Annotated in this window: 18 protein-coding genes and 2 pseudogenes; 18 read left to right on the forward strand and 2 right to left on the reverse strand. The window is 50.7% G+C overall.

The genetic code is table 11. The annotated features are described in order from the left end of the window. The first annotated feature begins 1 nt into the window (after nucleotide 1). From IPG80_RS16000 to IPG80_RS16010, 3 genes are read left to right on the forward strand one after another with little or no spacing between them, the layout of a single operon-like run. Nucleotides 2-970, forward strand: a complete 969-nt coding sequence (locus IPG80_RS16000) for an ABC transporter substrate-binding protein (RefSeq protein WP_345108746.1) — start codon at nucleotides 2-4, stop codon at nucleotides 968-970. Nucleotides 971-1,021: 51 nt separating this feature from the next. Further along, nucleotides 1,022-1,795, forward strand: a complete 774-nt coding sequence (locus tag IPG80_RS16005; protein ID WP_345108749.1) for an ABC transporter ATP-binding protein — start codon at nucleotides 1,022-1,024, stop codon at nucleotides 1,793-1,795. After that, nucleotides 1,792-2,532 carry an ABC transporter permease gene (locus IPG80_RS16010; protein WP_345108752.1) on the forward strand — a complete coding sequence of 247 codons (741 nt, stop codon included), beginning with the start codon at nucleotides 1,792-1,794 and terminating at the stop codon, nucleotides 2,530-2,532. The genes IPG80_RS16005 and IPG80_RS16010 overlap by 4 nt, the downstream gene beginning before the upstream one ends. 26 nt (nucleotides 2,533-2,558) lie before the next feature. Here the strand turns inward: IPG80_RS16010 and IPG80_RS16015 are convergent, their stop codons facing one another. After that, entirely contained in the window at nucleotides 2,559-3,446 is an 888-nt protein-coding gene (locus tag IPG80_RS16015; RefSeq protein ID WP_345108755.1) for a 1,4-dihydroxy-2-naphthoate polyprenyltransferase, read from the reverse strand. 67 nt (nucleotides 3,447-3,513) lie between these two features. On the opposite strand from IPG80_RS16015, the gene IPG80_RS16020 reads away from it, so the two are divergent. The 9 genes from IPG80_RS16020 to IPG80_RS16060 all read left to right on the forward strand — a co-directional run bounded on the left by IPG80_RS16020 (nucleotide 3,514) and on the right by IPG80_RS16060 (nucleotide 10,469). Next, a complete protein-coding gene (locus IPG80_RS16020) occupies nucleotides 3,514-4,092 on the forward strand; it encodes a ubiquinone/menaquinone biosynthesis methyltransferase (protein ID WP_345108758.1) in 579 nt (192 codons plus the stop codon). 114 nt (nucleotides 4,093-4,206) lie between these two features. Continuing rightward, on the forward strand, nucleotides 4,207-4,686 hold the full coding sequence (locus IPG80_RS16025; RefSeq protein ID WP_345108761.1) for a PaaI family thioesterase: 480 nt from the start codon (nucleotides 4,207-4,209) through the stop codon (nucleotides 4,684-4,686). A gap of 132 nt (nucleotides 4,687-4,818) precedes the next feature. Beyond that, nucleotides 4,819-5,391, forward strand: a complete 573-nt coding sequence (locus IPG80_RS16030; protein WP_345108764.1) for an RNA polymerase sigma factor — start codon at nucleotides 4,819-4,821, stop codon at nucleotides 5,389-5,391. Beyond that, entirely contained in the window at nucleotides 5,388-7,883 is a 2,496-nt protein-coding gene (locus IPG80_RS16035) for a LysM domain-containing protein (protein WP_345108767.1), read from the forward strand. The genes IPG80_RS16030 and IPG80_RS16035 overlap by 4 nt, the downstream gene beginning before the upstream one ends. Before the next feature lie 66 nt (nucleotides 7,884-7,949). After that, nucleotides 7,950-8,552, forward strand: coding sequence for a trimeric intracellular cation channel family protein (locus tag IPG80_RS16040; RefSeq protein ID WP_345108770.1), 603 nt, complete (start codon nucleotides 7,950-7,952; stop codon nucleotides 8,550-8,552). Nucleotides 8,553-8,586: 34 nt separating this feature from the next. After that, nucleotides 8,587-9,330 (forward strand): FAD binding domain-containing protein, encoded by a 744-nt coding sequence (locus tag IPG80_RS16045; RefSeq protein ID WP_345108773.1) that lies wholly within the window; start codon nucleotides 8,587-8,589, stop codon nucleotides 9,328-9,330. Nucleotides 9,331-9,357: 27 nt separating this feature from the next. Then, on the forward strand, nucleotides 9,358-9,636 hold the full coding sequence (locus IPG80_RS16050; protein WP_345108776.1) for a hypothetical protein: 279 nt from the start codon (nucleotides 9,358-9,360) through the stop codon (nucleotides 9,634-9,636). Nucleotides 9,637-9,802: 166 nt separating this feature from the next. Next, complete coding sequence (locus tag IPG80_RS16055) at nucleotides 9,803-10,288, forward strand: CarD family transcriptional regulator (protein ID WP_345108781.1); 486 nt, start codon at nucleotides 9,803-9,805, stop codon at nucleotides 10,286-10,288. A 10-nt stretch (nucleotides 10,289-10,298) separates the two neighbouring features. Beyond that, entirely contained in the window at nucleotides 10,299-10,469 is a 171-nt protein-coding gene (locus IPG80_RS16060) for a hypothetical protein (protein ID WP_345108784.1), read from the forward strand. 61 nt (nucleotides 10,470-10,530) lie between these two features. On the opposite strand, the gene IPG80_RS16065 is transcribed toward IPG80_RS16060, so the two are convergent. Then, nucleotides 10,531-12,324 carry an ATP-binding cassette domain-containing protein gene (locus IPG80_RS16065; protein WP_345108787.1) on the reverse strand — a complete coding sequence of 598 codons (1,794 nt, stop codon included), beginning with the start codon at nucleotides 12,322-12,324 and terminating at the stop codon, nucleotides 10,531-10,533. Between the two features lie 103 nt (nucleotides 12,325-12,427). On the opposite strand from IPG80_RS16065, the gene proB reads away from it, so the two are divergent. The 6 genes and pseudogenes from proB to IPG80_RS16095 all read left to right on the forward strand — a co-directional run bounded on the left by proB (nucleotide 12,428) and on the right by IPG80_RS16095 (nucleotide 19,828). Beyond that, entirely contained in the window at nucleotides 12,428-13,525 is a 1,098-nt protein-coding gene (gene proB / locus IPG80_RS16070; protein WP_345108791.1) for a glutamate 5-kinase, read from the forward strand. 95 nt (nucleotides 13,526-13,620) lie between these two features. Next, nucleotides 13,621-14,869: pseudogene (locus IPG80_RS16075) on the forward strand (glutamate-5-semialdehyde dehydrogenase). A 31-nt stretch (nucleotides 14,870-14,900) separates the two neighbouring features. Next, nucleotides 14,901-15,149 carry a hypothetical protein gene (locus IPG80_RS16080; protein WP_345108794.1) on the forward strand — a complete coding sequence of 83 codons (249 nt, stop codon included), beginning with the start codon at nucleotides 14,901-14,903 and terminating at the stop codon, nucleotides 15,147-15,149. Next, nucleotides 15,146-15,790 carry a nucleotidyl transferase AbiEii/AbiGii toxin family protein gene (locus tag IPG80_RS16085; protein WP_345108797.1) on the forward strand — a complete coding sequence of 215 codons (645 nt, stop codon included), beginning with the start codon at nucleotides 15,146-15,148 and terminating at the stop codon, nucleotides 15,788-15,790. The genes IPG80_RS16080 and IPG80_RS16085 overlap by 4 nt, the downstream gene beginning before the upstream one ends. Beyond that, complete coding sequence (locus tag IPG80_RS16090) at nucleotides 15,787-16,851, forward strand: DNA methyltransferase (protein WP_345108800.1); 1,065 nt, start codon at nucleotides 15,787-15,789, stop codon at nucleotides 16,849-16,851. The genes IPG80_RS16085 and IPG80_RS16090 overlap by 4 nt, the downstream gene beginning before the upstream one ends. Before the next feature lie 68 nt (nucleotides 16,852-16,919). Further along, a pseudogene (locus IPG80_RS16095) lies at nucleotides 16,920-19,828 on the forward strand (insulinase family protein). The last annotated feature ends 34 nt before the right edge of the window (nucleotides 19,829-19,862 follow it).

The following is a 19,862-nucleotide window of genomic DNA, read 5'->3' on the forward strand; positions in this document are numbered from 1 at the left end:
CATGAGAATCACACGTTCATTCTTTTTTGTTCTACTAGCACTCAGCCTTGTCCTTAGCGCCTGTGCGCCCGCCGGTTCAGGAGAGGGAGCGAATGAAAGCACTGGCACACTTAAAGTAGCAACCCTGCCTATCATTGACACGCTTCCAATGTATGTTGCTGAAGCAGAAGGGCTATTTGCCAAACACGGCGTGACTGTGGAACTTGTTCCAGTTGCCTCCGCACCCGAGCGCGACCAATTACTTTCAGCAGGGCAGGCAGATGGCACCATCAACGAGACCCTGTCTGTAATGCTCTTCAACAAAGACGCAATCCAGATGCAAGCTGTACGATATGCCTTGCGCCCAACCGAAGGGTTTGGTCATTTCTTCATCCTTGCTTCAGGCAAGAGCGGCATCACCGATGCACAAGGACTGAAGGGGGTCGAAATCGGTGTCTCACAAGGAACGGTCATTGAATATGTTACGGAACGATTGCTGCGAGCCGAAGGCTTAAGCTCCGACGAGATCAAGACTATAGCAGTACCAAAGATTCCTGACCGGATGGCACTGCTTGGATCAGGCGAACTTGCCGCTGGGGTATTACCGGACCCACTTGCTTCACTAGCCATCAGCCAGGGTGCAGTAAAAGTATTGGACGATTCAACTCACCCAGAATATGGATTTAGTGTGTACTCCTTCCGCAAAGACACAGTAGACAAAAACCCAACCGCTGTAAGTGCATTTCTCGCCGCGATCGAAGAGGCAACCTCACTTATCAACGCAGACCCGACCAAATACACGTCTCTATTAAGTGACAAGGGACTCGTCCCCCCGCCATTACTGGAAACTTTCAAAGTTCCAACCTTCCCTGCTGGCGAAATTCCCACGGAAGAGGAATGGAATGATGCATTGGCATGGGCGAAAGAAAAGGGGATGTTGACCGTGGATGTTTCATACTCCGACTCTGTAAACGGAACTTTGCTTCCATAAAAAACAATTTCAGGCGAGGGATGCCCCTCGCCTGAATAACCGAACTGCTTAATGATATCCATCCGCTCTCTCGCCTTTGAATACACAAATGGCTTGCCCCTCTTTCAGAACTTTAATTGGGCGGTCTCGCGCGGCGAGACTTGGGCGATTTTAGGACCTTCAGGTTGCGGTAAAACGACCTTGCTATATTTGCTTGCAGGGCTAAAATTCCCCGCATCAGGCGAAGTAAAGATTAGCGGCGAGCAGATCACCCGTCCGCGCCCACAAAGCGGATTGATCCTGCAGGATTACGGTTTGCTGCCCTGGTCAACTGTACGTGAGAATGTAGAACTGGGTTTAAAAGTCCGCAATTTCTACGGACCTGACGGGAAGCACACACCCAATAATTTTATTTCCAAAAATAATACTGAAACCTGGCTCAACCGCTTGGGATTGAGTGAAGTGGCAGATAAATTCCCCGGTCAGCTCTCGGGTGGTCAACGTCAACGTACGGCAATCGCCCGCACATTGGCTCTTGAACCAGACCTGCTGTTGATGGATGAACCATTCTCTTCACTCGACGCCATCACCCGCGAAGACCTGCAAAACCTGACCCTTAGCTTGTGTGCCGAAAAGAGCATTACGTTCATCATCGTGACTCATGCCATTGAAGAGGCAGCGGTGCTTGGGAGGAAAATCCTACTTCTTGGAACAACGCCCAACGACAAACCATATATAGTTGAGAATCCAAATGCAGGTTCAAGCGGCTACCGTAATACAGCCGAATTCCATGCTACATGCGAACACCTTTGGAGCGAAATGCAAAAAAAGGATATTACAGCATGAAGCGGCGGGACATTTTCTACACTACCCTTGCGCTCTTCGTCATTTGGCAGATCACAGCAATGCTTGTGAATTTACCCATTCTGCCTGAGCCAATAACCGTACTCGCGGTATTCTTCAAGGAATTACAGAGTGAGTTGCTTATTCATTTCTCGGTCAGTTTGTGGCGCGTTAGTGCCGGGATGCTCCTTTCGGTTTTGATCGCCGCGCCAGCCGGGTTGGTTATCGGTGGGTCAAAACGGTTGAACCGTCTGTTCTCCCCCATCATTTACCTGCTCTACCCCATTCCTAAAGTGGTTTTCGTACCCATCATTATTCTTTTCCTTGGTATTGGCGACACATCCAAGATCGTTATCATGTTTCTGATCCTGTTCTTTCAGATCATTGTGCTCGTCAGAGACCAGGCGAGCGGAATTGCGCCGCAATTAATTCAAAGCCTGCAAAGCCTCGGTGCTGGTCGCCGTGCACTGTTTCGGTTCGTATATTTACCGGCAAGCCTGCCTGCCATTCTAACTGCCCTGCGCCAATCCATCGGAACGGCAGTCGCAGTGTTGTATATCACCGAGCTTTCAGCAACAAAGTATGGGCTTGGTTATTACATCTACTATAAAGGCAGCACCCTGCTGGATTACCCATCCATGTATGCAGGTGTGATCGCCATGAGTCTGCTGGGGCTGGGTATGTATTTTTCAGTAGACTGGTTGGAAAAAAAGTGGTGCAAATGGAAGTTCGTAAGTTAGGTGCAGAGTTCAAATGGGACACCGAACTAGAGAAGCAAGCCCAGCCAAAATAGCAGGCTGAATAAAAATGCAGTCTGCCCTGTGCCTGCCAACGCAGCATTTAAAGCACGACCTTTTTGAGTAAGGACAACGCGTAACGTACGCAGCGCAAAAGGCAATGACAACCACGCCAACAACCCGCCAAGTGGAATGAGCTTCATCATTACAAAGAACGGCAGGATCAGGTAAGCCACTCCCATACACAGCACGTATTCGATCTTCGTTCCGGTTTCACCAAAGCGAACTGCCAATGTATGTTTGCCTGCCTTGCGGTCACTCTCGAGATCACGCAGGTTATTTACAACCAGAATTGCGGTAATGATCAAACCGATCGGCACAGCCATCCACCATGCGGCTGAAGAGACGAAGCCTGCCTGAACGTAGTATGTACCGGCAACAGCGGCAAGACCAAAGAAGATAAATACAAATATATCGCCGAGTCCATGATAGCCCAATGGATACGGACCGCCGGTATAAGCAACAGCGGAGAGAATGGCTGCAGCGCCGATCCAGATCACGGTCCAGCCGCGAAGCGCGGCAAGATACAAACCGAACACAACCGCCAAAGCAAGCACAACCATCAAGCCGCGCTTAACCTGCGAGGGTGAAAGAAGTCCAGCTTGAGTGACACGCAAGGGTCCCATTCGTTCTGCCGTATCTGCCCCGCGTTCAAAATCAAAAACATCATTCGCCACGTTGCTGGCGATCTGAAGAAGTAATGCCACCATTAAAGCTGCCAACGCCGGCATCCACCGAAATGAACCGTCGTACCACGCAAGCGCACTGCCCATCGCCACACCTGATGCTGCTGCCGGTAAAGTACGCGGACGTATGGCAAGCCACCAGATTTGAAAAAGATTCGGTTTATCATTCATAAGTGCCGCAGTATAACATGGGTATAATTCCAACCCGCAAGACAAGCTGCACAATTCAGGAGAATTCATGACCCAACTCACCGGGCGGGAACGCGCCAATTATGTTCAATCCATGTTCACTCAGATCGCCCATCGCTACGATCTGATGAATCGACTGATGACAGGCGGACAAGATGTTCGCTGGCGAAAGGAAGTCATTCGCCGCGCGCGCCTGATGCACAACGCCTCTCTACTGGACCTGGGAACAGGCACCGGCGACCTGGCTCGGGAGGCGCTGACACAGTTCCCTAAAGCCCGTGTAACCGCGGCGGATTTCACTCTGGAGATGATGCGCGTTGGTAAAAAAAACGGCAATCTCAACTTTTCATCTGCGGATGCGTTAAACCTGCCATTCAAGGAAAAAACCTTCGATGCGATAGTCTCCGGTTTCCTAATGCGCAATGTCACCGATGTGCAGCAAGCCCTGAAGGAGCAGCATCGCGCGCTCAAGCCCGGCGGACGAATCGTCATCCTTGATACGACCCGACCGAAAAAGAATCTCCTTTCGCCGTTCATTAAATTTCATATGCATGTCATCATTCCAACATTGGGCGGTATATTGTCTGGGGTACGCGAGGCGTACACCTTACCTGCCAGACACTACTGAAGGATTTTTAACTGCGGAAGAGCTCACCGTACGCATGGTGGCGGTCGGCTTCCGAAGGGTTAATTTTGAACGTTTGATGTTTGGCACCATTGCCATTCATTGGGGAGAAAAGTAATGTCTAAAACAAAGCAACCCAATTCACGGCATTGTTTCATATGCGGAGTGGAAAACCCTGTCGGTTTGCATTTGCATTTTTACGAAACAGAGCCAGGGGTGATAGAAACCCAATACCTTGCACCAGACCATTTCGAAGGGTTCCCGGGTGTTTTGCATGGCGGCATTGTAGCGGCGATCATTGACGAAGTCTCAGGGCGTGCGTACATGGGCAGCGACCCGACGAATCCACGCTTTATGTTCACCGGCAAGCTTGAGGTTAAATATCGCAAGAACGTGCCGATCGGAAAGATGCTGAAGATCGTCGGCAAGGTATTGAAGAATAAGGGTCGCATTGCCGAAGCCTGGGGCGGTATCTATGATGCTGAAACAAATGAACTACTAGCCGAAGGCACAGGGATGCACATCAATGTACCCCCAGATCAATTTGACATGAGTAAACTCGAGGAACTGGGCTGGAAAGTTTACCCGGATCAATAATAGACATTTACAAATAGTCTGCGGACGCCGATGTCGCCACAATCATCGTCTGTAGGCTATTTTCTTATTTTGCCTGTTACTTTTCTCCGCCTCCTGCAACATAACCATGTGCACACACTACCCAGGAGGTTTATGACTACCCTAACAAATATGGACATTAAAGAGCTGGACGAAGAAGACCTAGCACGTAAGGCTGCCACAGATGTAGATGCCTTTGCCGAACTGTATCGCCAACACGTGACGCGGGTTTACCGCTACCACATGGCACACATTGGCAATGTAAAAGACGCCGAAGACCTGACTTCACAGACCTTCGTGGCAGCCATGGAAAACATTCGTTCCTACCGGGGCGAAGGGTCATTTGCAGCGTGGGTCATGGGAATTGCTTCAAAAAAGCGCCTTATGTTCTTTCGCGAAAACAGACACGAAGTCTCGCTGGAGACAGTGGAACATTACCCAAATCCCAGCCTGCCTACAGATAAAGCCGCGATGCAACGCATTAGGCTGCAATCCATTGCACAGGCACTCAAACAGGTTTCAAGCGACCGCTGCGAAGCCATCATTCTCATTTACTTTGGCGGACTAACCTATCTTGAAGCCGCGCACATAATGAAGAAAAATGAAGCGTCCGTCAAAATGCTCGTTTCACGCGGATTACAAGATCTGCGTGAGCGAACCACCCTCAGAATGGAGGTGGAAGAATGAATGAATTGGATCAAGAAAAAAACATCGAAAATTTATTGGAAGACACCGCCGAACAGATTCAGCCGAACCTGATGTTTAAGGCTGAATTGGAAGAGAAGCTCCGCAAAGAATACCGCCCCAAAGCAGGTTTCTTTTCCAATTTTAGCAGGAGTATTACTGCAAATCGTCCCACACTGACCGGCATTGCCGCACTAGGTGCATTGGTGATCGTTATCTTTTGGATTTTCCAAACCATTCGACCTCAAAACAGTGCAGGCACCAGTGAAATACAAAGCACACCCGAAAGCGTCATTGACCCGCAAAACAGTACCAGCGAAGATAACGGGGAGAGCTACGACTACCGTGAAGGGAAATTAGTCCTCACGGCTCCTTTACCAGAATCACCTGCCAGCGCAAACATATATACATACCGCAATGACCAACCAGCAACCCAGGAAGAGGCGCAAGCCCTCGCAGATAAATTTGGATTAAAAGGTGATACCTACAAGGTGGCTTTTCCGCAATCGCCAGAGCAAACGGGCTATGTCATCTCAGACGGAAAACGCATTCTTACCGTTTACACAAAGAATTATTTCACCTACACCCCGGATATCGTAGTGACAGATCGTGGATACTACGGTGTTTTTAACGAAAATGCAGAAGCGATCATCTTCGACTTCTTCAAAGCGAATGGCTTTGACTTGAAATTAGATATCAGCGAATCTCCCATGGAAGGCATCTATCAATTTGCGCAAGTGTCACCGGATGACATCCCTATGCAATATGATATCTATACCATCCAGGGTTCAACAGTCACCCTCGACAAGAATGGCGAGGTGGCAAACCTTACCGCCAACCTGATGAGTTACGACCAGAACCCAGCAGGAACCTACGACATTATCAGCGCCAAAGATGCCCTTGATGCGATCCTGGATCCCAACTCCACTGTTGGCATGACAGAAAGCGGTTCATCTGGCGGCAGCGGTGAAATTCCGCAACAATGGTATCGAGAATATCCAAATAATGAAACCGTCACAATTTCTGGCAGCCTCATAAAATATGACGCAGCAACTCCAGGGCAACCGCCATTGATCTTTATTGGAAGCACCCCCGCAATTGGGAATATTGAAGCTCTAAAAACAGTCAATGACTATACGTTCGTGCAGGCAACCGGTCAGTTTTTGTTAGAGGATGGAGTCCGTAAATTCAACGTGGAGACTGCCGATGTGAACTCGATACAAGGTTATATTTCTGGTTCATTGCGCCAGGAAGGCAGCCAAATCTTACTTATCGGTGACGATGGCAAAAGCGAGTACATCTTACTCGATCCGCCTGCAGATCTGCCACTGAATACCAAGATCGAAGAATCTTATATCGGGATTACTGGCGCGCTCATTGAGAATACATTGGACTGGTCGAACATCCAATACATAGCGGACGCCAGCAGCATGGGCGGCGGTGGCGGCGGTGGCGGTTACGGGTTTTATCCACTCAATCTAACCGGCACGCCAGCGGTCTTCCCAACGCCTATCCCGTCAGAAGATCAATACAGTCCCGCAGAAATAAGTAGCTTTTTAAACTACACAGTAAAAAGCGGCGACACACTGGAAAGTATTGCAGCCACCTTCAATGTTCCGCTTGAAGATCTTAAGCGCGTCAACTACATCACAGACTTGAACGTCATTCAAAACGGCTGGATCATAAAAATTCCCGGTGTGCCGGGACCCACCCAACTGGAAGGCGCGGAAGGGATCGTCAACGTCTATCAATTCAAAAAGCCCGATGGCAGATTGCGCTATCAATACAACTTTGTCAGTGTACAGGACAGCGCCTACTATGAGTTGACGGGAGACGAGCTCGAGCCGCTTCAAAAGATGATCAATCGTCCGGTAAAAATATGGGGCGACATCAGTTTTTCAGAGAATGGTTCAGCATTTCTGGATGTGAAGCAATATGAGGAACTCTACCCGGGTTTGCAATATCAGATCCTGCAAGGCAAAGAGACTGTAAAAGAGATCAATGGATATCCGATGGCGTTCTTCACCACCGGGAATGATACCTACGTTATTCTCTCAGAAATGGGTACCTACCAAGACATAAGTTTTAAAGGTGATTTCCCTGAAGGTGTAAGCGTCGAAGCTTTGATCGTCCCCGGCGAAACATACGAAGGGATGCCTGCGATAAGAGTATTCAACATGGTACCCGCCACCAACCCAACCACCGGACTTCCACTCGATATTGAGCCCATGGCAAATAAAATCCTGCCACCAGGACCAGACCCGTATGGAAATTCGGATGAATACATCCAACCTGATCTCATAGTGGACAGCATCCAGCTTGAATATTACGTCTCGGATCCCAAAATGCTCTACGACTCTCCAACAGACGCGGCAGATGGTCAATACATCCAGCCAGTCTGGCATTTCCACGGGCACTATATAGACGGCGCTATTATTGACATCCTAGTGCAGGCGCTTAAACGGGAGTACCTATCTCCATACGAATCGCAGTAAGATAAATAAATGCCCGCCATCGTTTGATGGCGGGCATTTCAGTAATACTTGTGTGATACTAGGCGAATGGAACAAATTCTACTCGTACTCACTTACATCGCGGTGGCGGCATCGTCCATTTCTGGCGCACTTGAAGCACGCAAACATCAAATGGACATTGTCGGAGCCACAACAATCGCCTTTGTCACTGCATTTGGCGGCGGCACAGTACGCGACCTGCTCCTTGGACGCACCCCTGTCTTTTGGGTCAATGACGCCTGGTTGACCGTAACAACATTCGTTGTAGCCATTATTTCATTCTATCGACTCAATCGGATATCCAATCGCCTGCTCGTGTTTGCAGATGCCATCGGACTTGGCATTTTCAGCATTTTAGGCGCTACCTATGCACTGCAACTAGGCATTCCATCCATTGTGGCTGTGCTCATGGGGGTGGTTACCGGTATTTTCGGCGGCGTCTTGCGTGACGTCATGAGCGTACGCATCCCCAGCGTTTTTGGTCAAAGCACAGAACTCTATGCCACTTGTTCACTTGTCGGCACGGCACTTTTCATCATACTCAATACGCTCAACCTTAATACATTGGTTGCCTCGCTCACTGGCGGGTTAACTATTTTTACCATGCGGCTTCTGGCGGTCCGCTTCAAAATGACCCTACCCTCTCCATAAGCATTTATAATCAAGCTATTACGGAGGCACTCTCATGATCTCAACCTACCATCGACCGAAAAATCTCGACGAAGCCCTCACCCTTCTATCACAGCCAAACACCGTCCCTCTTGGAGGCGGTACGCTTCTTTCTCACGGGACAGTTGATCCTGCCGCCGTTGTAGACCTACAAGCCCTGGGGCTGGATGCGCTCCGCGTCAACGGCAATGAACTGCAAATTGGCGCCACTGCCACATTACAGTCATTGCTTGAGTCTGGCATGTGCCCGGAACCTCTCAAGAAAGCCATCAAACTCGAAGCGCCACTCAACGTCCGTAACACCGCCACTGTCGCCGGGACGGTCGTTGCCAGCGATGGACGCTCGCCTTTTGTGACCATGCTTCTGGCAATGGATGCCAAACTCGAAATCCGCACCTCAAAAAGTGACTCGCGCGCTTCGAACATTGGCGAATACATCCTCACCCTTCCCCGCGGACTTGTCACATCCATCGCCATTCCACTCAACACAAAGACTGCATTTGAATTTGTCTCCAAGACCCCTGCCGATAAGCCTGTAGTTTGCGCTGCCGTTGCACAATGGAATTCCGGTCGCACCCGCCTGTCACTGGGTGGATATGGGAAAACGCCCTTGCTCGCCATGGATGGCACCGAAGCAGATGGCATTCAAGAAGCCGCAGCCAACGCCTACCACGAAGCGCACGATGAATGGGCATCGTCAGAATACCGCATGGATGTTGCTGCAACGCTGGCAAATCGCTGCCTGGGCTCGTTGGTTTAACTCGATCATGAAAGCACAAGAATCCTAATGACCCCAAAAGACAAGAGTAAGGCTTACGAAGAAATCGCGCGTATCTTTGAGATATCGAACGAAAGCGCAAAATATTTTCTGAATCACGTTCAAAAAAGTTTCAAAGTGGAAAGACCGCCCCACAAATTGATCCTTGAATTTGTGGCAAAACAAAAATACCAATATCAGCCCACTCCGTATGATGTCGCCTCTGCGATGAAAGAAGGCGGCATTTGGGACTTCGCCCTCGGTTCTCCGCCCCCAGCCCTGGAAGACGAAGAAGACATCTATCAATAAAGAAATTTCAGGCAACAATAAAGTGATGTTAACTTTTACCGATCAAAGGAAAGAACCGTATCGGTGATATAATACATTGTACATAACAGATTGACAGTGTCCATGCGCCAGTCCTTTTGTCGGACTGGCGATTTTTTTATCCAATTGAACAATTAAGGAGCCCCGTATGAATTTTCAGACCGGCGAATGGGTCGTGCATTGTACGCATGGATTGGGGCAGGTAAAAGCCATTGAAGAGCGCTCCTTTGGAGACAACACCGTACCTTATTATATGGTTCAGATCGCAGACCTGACTATTTGGGTGCCAGATGATGAAAACCTGGGAAAAAGATTAAGAAAACCAGTTAATGAGGGTGAATTCAAAAAACTGCTCAATACTCTCGCCGGACCTCCGGAAGAACTCCCCACAGACCGCCGCCAAAGAAATCAATATCTCGTGGAAATGCTGAAAGACGGCAGCGCCGAATCGCTTTGCAGGGTGATCCGTGATCTTACAGCGCATCGCGGTCACCGCTCGTGGAGCGAGTATGACAGTGAGTTAATCCGCCGCGTAAAAAAGACATTGATCGGGGAATGGAGTTTCATTTTATCCATCACCCCACTCGATGCCGAAGTAGAGATGCAAAAACTATTAGCTCAAAACGCCAAATAAGGAAAACGCCATGCAATCAGAAGAGAAGACCATCCTGCAACGAGTTGTCGAAAACTTCGCCCTTACCGGCAATGCCAGTGACGAACAGGTTACTGTGGTGAATCTGCCCAAGGGAAAATCCAGCATTGTCGAAAACGACCGCTCAGTAATGTTGAAAGAATATAAGTTCAATGAAAGTTGATCTGGGCGGGCTATAGCAGCCGCAGCAATACCGTCTACTTGAGTGTGATGAGCGGATAAACCTAACCGTCCAATTCGCCCCAGCGCTCGTACACCTGCGCTAATTCTTTATGAATCTGTTCCAGCCGTTCGACGGCTTGTGTGATGATTGCGCCTTCCTGTTGATAAAAGGAGGGCGCTTCCATTTTAAGGGTGAGCTGTCTCTGCTCTTCTTCAAGCGTTTCTATTCGTTTGGGAAGTTCTTCAAGCTCGCGTTTTTCGTTATAGCTTAACTTGCGAGACTTAACCTCAGGCTTGGATTCTGCTTGAGCGGACTGAACAGGCTTCGGCGTTGGACGTGAGGCGGGACTTGCATCCAATTGCTTTTGCCAATCTTCGTATCCGCCAATGAATTCTTTCACATCCCCGGAGCCATCCAGAATTAACGTGCTGGTGACGATGTTATTGAGAAAGGCGCGGTCGTGGCTGACGAGCAGGAGCGTGCCTTCGTAATCCAGCAAAAGGTCTTCCAGAATTTCGAGTGTTTCAATGTCAAGGTCGTTGGTCGGTTCATCGAGGATGAGCAGATTGGCAGGCATGGCAAAGAGCCGTGCCAATAATAGACGATTACGCTCACCACCTGACAATGCCGTGATAGGCGCGCGGACACGGTCACGCGTGAAAAGGAAATCTTCGAGATACCCCATCAGATTGCGCGTACGTCCATTGATGGTGACGGTGTCGCGTCCCTGCCCAACGTTATCGAGCACGGATTTGGATTCGTCGAGTTGGGTGCGCAGTTGGTCAAAATAGACGATCTCAAGATTCGTACCGTGACGCACCTCGCCCGTCTGCGGTTGCAGTTGACCCATGAGCAGTTTCAGCAGTGTGGTCTTGCCTGACCCATTCGCGCCGACGATACCGATCTTATCTCCGCGTTGAATGGTGGTAGTGAAGTTACGAATGATGGTTTTCTCGGCGTAGGCATAACTGATGTTCTCAGTTTCGATTACCAACCTGCCCGAACGTTTCTCGGTGCCGATCTGCATTTTCACTTTACCAAGCAGGTCACGTCGTTCGGAGCGCTGTTGACGTAATTTTTTCAACGCAAGCACACGTCCTTCGTTGCGGGTGCGGCGGGCTTCAATGCCTTTGCGGATCCATTGTTCTTCTTGCGCAAGTTTTTTATCGAAGAGGGCATTCGATATTTGTTCAGACTCGAGCATAGCTTCTTTACGTTCGAGGAAGGTCGGGTAATCACATGCCCAATCGTAAACGCTGCCTCGGTCGAGTTCGATGATGCGGATGGTGAGCTTCTGCAAAAAGACACGGTCATGCGTCACGAATAAAAGCGTGCCGCCCCAGCGTTTGAGGAAATCTTCGAGCCAATCAATGGCTTGGATGTCGAGGTGGTTGGTGGGTTCATCGAGAAGCAAAAGGTCTGGGTTGCAGACCAAGCCGCGGGCAAGAATGATGCGGCGCTTCATCCCAGCAGAGAGAGTTTCAAAGCGGGCATCGCCGTCGAGTTCCATCAATGAGATGGTCTTTTGTACCTGATTGTCGCGCTTCCAGTGATGTTCATCGTCGGCAAAATCAGAATCGATGAGACCCGACGCGATGATATCTTGGACACGCCCAGTGAGGTCTTGCGGTACTTCCTGCGGCAAATATGCCGTGCGGACGTTCTGCTGGCGGGCAATGACCCCATCATGCGGCATGAAATCATCGTTGAGCATCTTCAACAGCGTGGACTTGCCCATGCCGTTACGCCCCAACAGACCGACGCGCTCGCCGCGTTCGATCTGAAAACTGACGCCCTCCAAAAGCGGGTGCCCGCCAAAGCCGATACTGACTTCCTGCAAACTAATTAACGCCATGCAAAGAACCTCGCGAATGATTTCATGAGGGCGAATTGTAGCCGATAAAATGGATGTGATGCGAGTCTGACGAGGGTATAATCCTCGACTAATTAATAACCTTATGCTCATCATCGTAAAACTCGGCACCTCCTCTCTTACTGCTGGCACATCAAAGATCTCTGCGCCTTTTCTAGTAGACCTTGCCCGGCAAGTGACCCAATTGCAGACAGCGGGGCATCAAGTCATTTTGGTTTCCTCTGGCGCCATCGCAGCCGGTCGCGAGAAACTGGGTTTTCCTCAACTACCCAAAGACATTCCCGCAAAGCAAATGCTCTCTGCAATTGGTCAACCACGCCTGATGGCGATCTATGAGCAGGTATTTGGTTTATATGGGCTAACGCTGGCACAAGTCCTGCTCACGCGCTCAGACCTTGCCGACCGTCGCCGTTACCTGAATGCACGCAATACGCTTACGGCATTGCTTTCACATCAGGCACTTCCCATCATCAACGAAAATGATACGGTTGCCACCGAAGAGATCCGTGTGGGAGATAACGACAATCTTTCTGCCCTGGTTGCCAACGTCGTTGAAGCGGACTTGCTCGTTTTACTCACTGACCAACAAGGTCTTTACACTGCTGACCCGCGCAATAATCCCAATGCAAAGCTTGTTCAAGAAATCAGCACACCTGAAATTCCACAAGAAATTTGGGAAGCCGCAGGCGGCAGCGGCACAAAACTCGGCACAGGCGGCATGGTCACCAAATTACAGGCTGCCGATCTTGCACGCCGTTCCGGGACGACCGTGGTGATCGCACAAGGCACAGAACCCAATGTGCTTTCACGCCTTGCAAGTGGGGAGCGCATCGGCACTCGTTTCATGCCCGTCCTCTCTACACTGGAAAGCCGCAAACGCTACATCCTCTCTGGTAGGCTTTCGCCGGGGCAGATCAGTGTCAACGAAGGCGCCGCCTCTGCGCTCAAAAAAGGCGGCAGCCTATTGCCCATTGGTGTGACCCAGATCACTGGCGACTTTGACCGCGGCGACACCGTCCGCGTTCTCGACCCGAGCGGACGCGAACTGGCGCGCGGCATCACCAACTATTCCAGCGCCGACCTCGCCCGCCTGCGCGGACGTCATTCCGATGAGATCGAATCCCTGCTTGGGTATGACTATGGCGATGAAGTGATTCACCGCAACGACCTGGTAGTTCTTTAGACCATAGACCGCCGACCACAGACGATAGACGGCACTGCACGGTCAGCAGTCTGTCGTCCGCGGTCCATTACTCAACCTCTTTAATAAGGATTTATATGCTGACTGAACTTGGAAAACGTACCCGCCTCGCCGCCCGTGGACTCGCTCGCTTAAGCACGACTCAAAAAAATACCGCGCTTCATCACCTAGCCGATGCCTTGGTCGCTGACCAGAAAGCGATTCTCGCCGCCAATTTGAGCGACGTCGAGTCTGCCAAAGCAGCAGGGCTTGCCCCAGCCATGATTGATCGCCTGATGCTGAACGAAGCCCGTCTTGCAGACATTGCCCACAACGTACGCCTCGTCGCGGACTTGCCTGACCCGGTTGGCGAGATCTTCGAAGAATCCACCCAACCAAACGGACTGCACATCCGCAAACAACGTGTGCCGCTGGGTGTGCTGGGCGTCATCTACGAAGCACGCCCCAACGTCACGATCGATGTCGCCAGCATTGCCATCAAAAGCGGCAACGGCGCCATCTTGCGCGGAGGTAGTGAAACGTTGAACACCAACCGTGCCATGATCGCGGTTTTACAAAAAGCACTCGCAAGCAGTGACGTCTCTGCCGATGTGATCCAATTTATAGACAGCCCCGACCGCGCCCTTGTACTTGAGCTTCTTCATTTGAGAGACTATGTGGACATGATCATCCCGCGCGGTGGCGCAGGCTTGCATGAGTTCTGCCGCGATAACAGCCACATCCCTGTTATCACTGGCGGCATCGGCATCTGTCACCTCTTTGTAGATGACACCGCCGACCAAGATGCAGCCCTGAAGATCATCCACAACGCCAAGACCCAACGCCCCAGCGTGTGCAATGCGCTCGATACCATTTTGGTTCATCAACAGGTTGCAAAAGAATTTTTACCACATGTCGTGGAAAACCTCGTTCCAGCCGGGGTCACCTTCCGCGCCGAACCGAAAGCCGCCGCCTTGCTTCAGCATGAGACGGTCTTCCCCGCTGGCGAAAAAGACTTCGACACCGAATGGCTCTCGCTTGTGCTTGGCATCAAAGTCGTGGACGGTCTCGATGAAGCGATTGACCACATCGCCGCCCACAGCACCGCCCACTCTGACGGAATCCTCACCTGCACTGACGCACAATGCCCAACGCTTCATCGCCGAAGTGGACTCTGCCGCAGTCTACGTCAACGCCAGCACCCGCTTCACCGACGGCACCGAACTCGGCTTGGGCGCGGAAGTTGCCGTCTCCACGCAACGCCTGCATGCGCGTGGTCCGATGGCGTTGAGGGAACTCACCACCTATAAGTGGGTCATCGTCGGGGATAATCACGTACGGGCGTAAGAAGGCAGTGAAAGGTATAATTTGTCCTGCCATGACCTCGATTCCCATTTCCCTCAAACCATTTTTTCAGGAATACGACATCACAAAACTAACTCCTGAAAAAGATGCACACACGATCATCGAGCGGGTCTTACAATTTGGCAATCGTGCAGAAATTAAATGGCTATTTGGGGTATATACCCATGAGCAGGTTGTTGCCTGGGTTAGGAAGTTCGGGAAAGATAAACTTCCGCAACCGCATCGCGCATTTTGGGAGATTGTTCTGGATATTCATTCATGAGCGATTTATTCTGGAACACCATAACCAATCCCATGCGGGAGGTTTTACGTGGATTCATGCAATCCGAACTTGGTTCCCAATTCTATCTTGCTGGTGGAACTGCGCTTTCTTTGCAAATCGGACATCGGCTGTCAGTTGATTTAGATTTCTTTTCACCAACAGAAGATATTCCATCCACGCGAGAAGTGATCGAGAAGACTCTTAATCCATTTCAAATTATGTTGACGGATTCTTCCTGGGGTAATCTTGTTTACATTGTCAATAATGTCCGTGTTGGGTTTTATGGTTACGGATTCCCCTTGATTGCACCACTCATTGAAACTGAAAATATTAGACTTGCTTCCATCGAAGACGTTGCTCTAATGAAATTCGACGCCCTTCTTGGTCGTGCTTCACGCAAGGATTTTTACGATCTCTACTACATTTGCAAATACCTTTCATTGAGAGAACTCCTGAACAAAGCGCCGCAAAAATATCCTTCCGTCCGTGACTTTGAAGTTCAGGTGGTAAAACGGCTCGTCTTTTTTGAGAACGCAGAAAACGAAACAAACCTTGTCTTACTAAATGAAATTGACTGGCAATCCGTAAAGAATTTCTTTATCGACCAAGCCAAAGTTATCGAACAGGGTTGGCTTCAATGACCCTCCCCCTCAACCAGATCCTGCAAGGCGATTGCATTGAGATTCTCAACTCCCTGCCTGAAAAGTCAGTGGACTTGATCTTTGCCGACCCGCCCTACAATTTGCAATTGCAGAACGACCTCTTCCGCCCCGACCTCAGCAAAGTGGACGCGGTCAATAACGGTTGGGACAAATTCTCCAGTTTCTCAAAATATGACGAATTCACCTCTAACTGGCTACGCGCAGCAAGGCGGGTCTTGAAAGATACAGGCACCATTTGGGTCATCGGCTCGTATCACAACATTTATCGTGTTGGCACGGTGATGCAAAATTTGGGCTATTGGATCCTCAACGATGTGGTCTGGCTCAAAACGAATCCCATGCCGAACTTCCGCGGCGTGCGTTTCACCAATGCACACGAGACCCTGCTCTGGGCGCAAAAAGAACAAGGCGCAAAATACACCTTCAATCACAAGGCGATGAAAGCCCTGAACGATGACCTGCAAATGCGCAGTGATTGGGTCATTCCATTGGCGACGGGAAAAGAACGCCTCAAAACCAACGGGACGAAGGCTCACCCCACCCAGAAGCCGGAAGCCCTCTTATACCGAGTCTTCCTATCCAGTACCAACCCCGGCGACGTGGTACTCGATCCATTTTTCGGCAGCGGCACGACCGGTGCGGTCGCCAAAAAACTGGGACGCAACTTCATCGGCATTGAACGCGACAAGAAATACATCAAGGTCGCGCAAAAGCGCATCGCCGCGATTCAGTCCGCACCGGCTGAGGCGTTGGACCTGCCCGAGAGGCGCAACCAGGCTCGAATTCCGTTCGGAGCGCTGCTGGAGCATGGCTATCTCAAGCCGGGGCAAAAACTCCAATACGCCAAAGGGAAACGCGAAGCAACCATCCTCGCCAACGGACATCTCAAATGCGGCAAGCTCACCGGCTCGATCCACACCGTTGCAAGAGAATTGACCAACGCCCCCGCCAACGGCTGGGAAATGTGGCTTTATTCAGAACGCGGTACACTTAAGCCGATCAATGAACGGCGAGAAAAATACAGGCAACAAAAGTTATAAGGTTAAGAAAGAGTAAATAGTAAAAAGTACTTACCACGCACCAATTACCATTTACCTAAAAGGAACCCATGACCAAATCTTTCACTCTTATCAAAGAACAACAAATCCCCGAGATCAACTCACTCGTGCAACTGTGGGAACACAAACGCACCGGCGCGCGCCTGCTCTCGGTCATCAACGACGACGAGAATAAAGTATTCAGCATCAACTTCCGCACCACGCCCAAGGACTCAACCGGTGTGGCGCACATCCTTGAACATTCGGTTTTGAACGGCTCGGAGAAATATCCGGTCAAGGAACCGTTCGTGGAATTGCTCAAAGGTTCGCTCGCAACTTTCGTCAATGCCTTCACTTTCCCCGATAAGACTTGCTACCCCGTTGCAAGCCAGAACGAAAAAGATTTCTACAACTTGATTGATGTCTACATCGACGCGGTGTTCAATCCCATCCTCAGCGAACAGACTCTCATGCAGGAAGGCTGGCACTACGAGATCGAAGACCCATCTGCACCACTGAAATACAAAGGCGTGGTCTTCAATGAGATGAAAGGCGCGTATTCCTCGCCCGATAATTACCTCGCCAAGGTCATCATCGAGTCGCTGTTCCCCAAACACATCTACGGCGTGGACTCTGGCGGCAACCCGGCAGAGATCACAAACCTAACCTACGAAAACTTCTTCGCATTTTGGGAGACGTACTACCACCCCTCCAACTCGTTCATTTTCTTCTACGGCAATGATGACCCCGATACCCGTCTCAAACTGATGGATGGCTATCTCAAGCCGTTCAAAAAGAAGAAGGTCAAATCAGCGGTGCCGCTTGCTAAGCCGTTCAAGAAACCAAAGAAACTTGAGTATGCCTACCTCGCCACCGAAGGCGAAGACCTCGACAAAAAACATTTCCTCACCGTCAACTGGAAACTACCCGACGCATCCGATCCCGTGCAGGCAATGAGTTTTCACATTCTCACACACACCCTCATTGGCACGCCCGCTTCCCCGCTCTATAAAGCGCTCACCGATTCAGGTTTGGGTGAAGACCTCGCGGGTCTCGGTCTCGAAAGTGACCTGCACGAGATGATCTTCTCGACCGGTCTCAAAGGCACCAAAGCCCGCAACGCCAAGAAGATCGAAACGCTCATCTTTGACACGCTGCAAAAACTCGTTACCGAAGGCATCGACCCAGACACCATCGCCGCCTCCATCAACACGCTCGAATTCGCCATGCGCGAAAACAATACCGGCGGCTTTCCGCGCGGCATCGCCATCATGTTGCGCGCCCTCAGCACCTGGCTCTACGATGACGATGCTTTCAAGACTCTCGCCTTCGAAGCCCCGCTTGCTGAGATCAAGAATCGACTCGCCGCTGACTCACGCTATTTCGAAAAGATGATTCAGACTCACCTGCTGGATAACATGCACCGCACGGTCATTCGCCTCACACCAGACGTGGAATTGGCTCAGCGCCTCGAGGCGGAGGAAACGCTCAGGCTGGATTCTGCCAGAAAGACCATGAGCGACGACGACATCCGCAAGCATATTGAGAACACCCAGAAGTTGAAAATCCGTCAGGAGACTCCCGACTCGGCGGAAGACTTGGCAAAACTCCCGTGCTGGATTTGGCAGACCTCGACAAGCAAGTCCGCACGATTCCGGTTGAAGAAATCCAAGTGCAAGACTCGAAAGTCCTGTTTCACGACATCTTCACCAATGGCATCGTCTATCTTGACCTCGCCTTCGACATGCGTGCCATGCCGCAAGAACTCCTGCCGCTGACTGAAGTCTTCGCACGTGCATTGTTCGAAGTGGGCACCGAAACTGAAGACTACGTCAAACTGTCGCAGCGGATCGGGAAAAGCACAGGCGGAATCTACGGCTCGTCGGTCACAGCGACCACGCAAGGGTCAAGAGAGAGCCGCGCATACCTCACCATCCGCGGCAAGTCCACGATGAGTCAAGCCAACGAGATGTTGAGCATCCTGCGTGATGTCCTCCTGACCGTGAAGTTCGATAATAAGGAACGCCTCAAGCAAATTGTGATGGAAGAAAAGGCGGGCTTAGAATCTGGCTTGGCGCCTGCAGGGCATCGCTTTGCGAACATGCGCCTGCGCTCGCAATTTGGCGGCACGGGTTACATCAACGACCAGACCAAGGGCATTGGTTATCTGTTTGCACTGCGCGAACTCGCGACCGAGATCGATAAAAAATGGGCGAACGTGCTGAAGAAGTTGGAGACCATCCGCGAGACCTTGATCAACAGCAAGACCCTGCTTTGCAATGCGACCCTCGATGCTGCAAACTGGAAAACCTTCCAACCACATCTTGAGAATTTCATCTTCGCCATGCCTGTGAAGGATGTTGAAATTAAGCCGCTCAACTTTACAGCGGCAACTCAAAAGGAAGGCTTGGCGATTCCTGCACAGGTCAACTATGTGGCAAAAGGCGCGAACCTCTACGACCATGGATATGAGTTGGATGGTTCTTCATCTGTAGTTGTTGGCTACCTCGGCATGACTCACTTGTGGGAAAAAATCCGCGTGCAGGGCGGCGCGTACGGCGCCTTCGCCCAGTTCGACGACACGACAGGTGTGTTCACCTTCCTTTCCTACCGCGACCCGAACGTGGATAACACCATCGCCAGTTATGACAGTTCCGCCGCGTTTTTGAAAGGTCTCGACGCCTCACGCCTGAACGATAACGAACTGAAGAAATCCATCATCTCCGCCATCGGTGATCTGGACTCGTATCAACTGCCCGACGCCAAAGGCTACACATCCATGATGCGCTACATCACCGGGCGAACGGATGAGATCCGCCAGAAGTATCGTGATCAAGTACTCTCCACCAATGGCGAAGATTTCATTGCATTCGGCGAGGCATTAGAGAAAGTGGCACAATCCGATGCCGTGGTGGTGGTAGGGGCACAGTCCGCGCTGGAGGGGTCGAAAGTTGGGTTGAAGGTGACGAAGGTCGCGTAACAGTAGAACAAGTCTATAGACTTGTTCTACGAGT

Source organism: Candidatus Villigracilis vicinus (assembly GCF_016702885.1).
Lineage (GTDB): Bacteria > Chloroflexota > Anaerolineae > Anaerolineales > Villigracilaceae > Villigracilis > Villigracilis vicinus.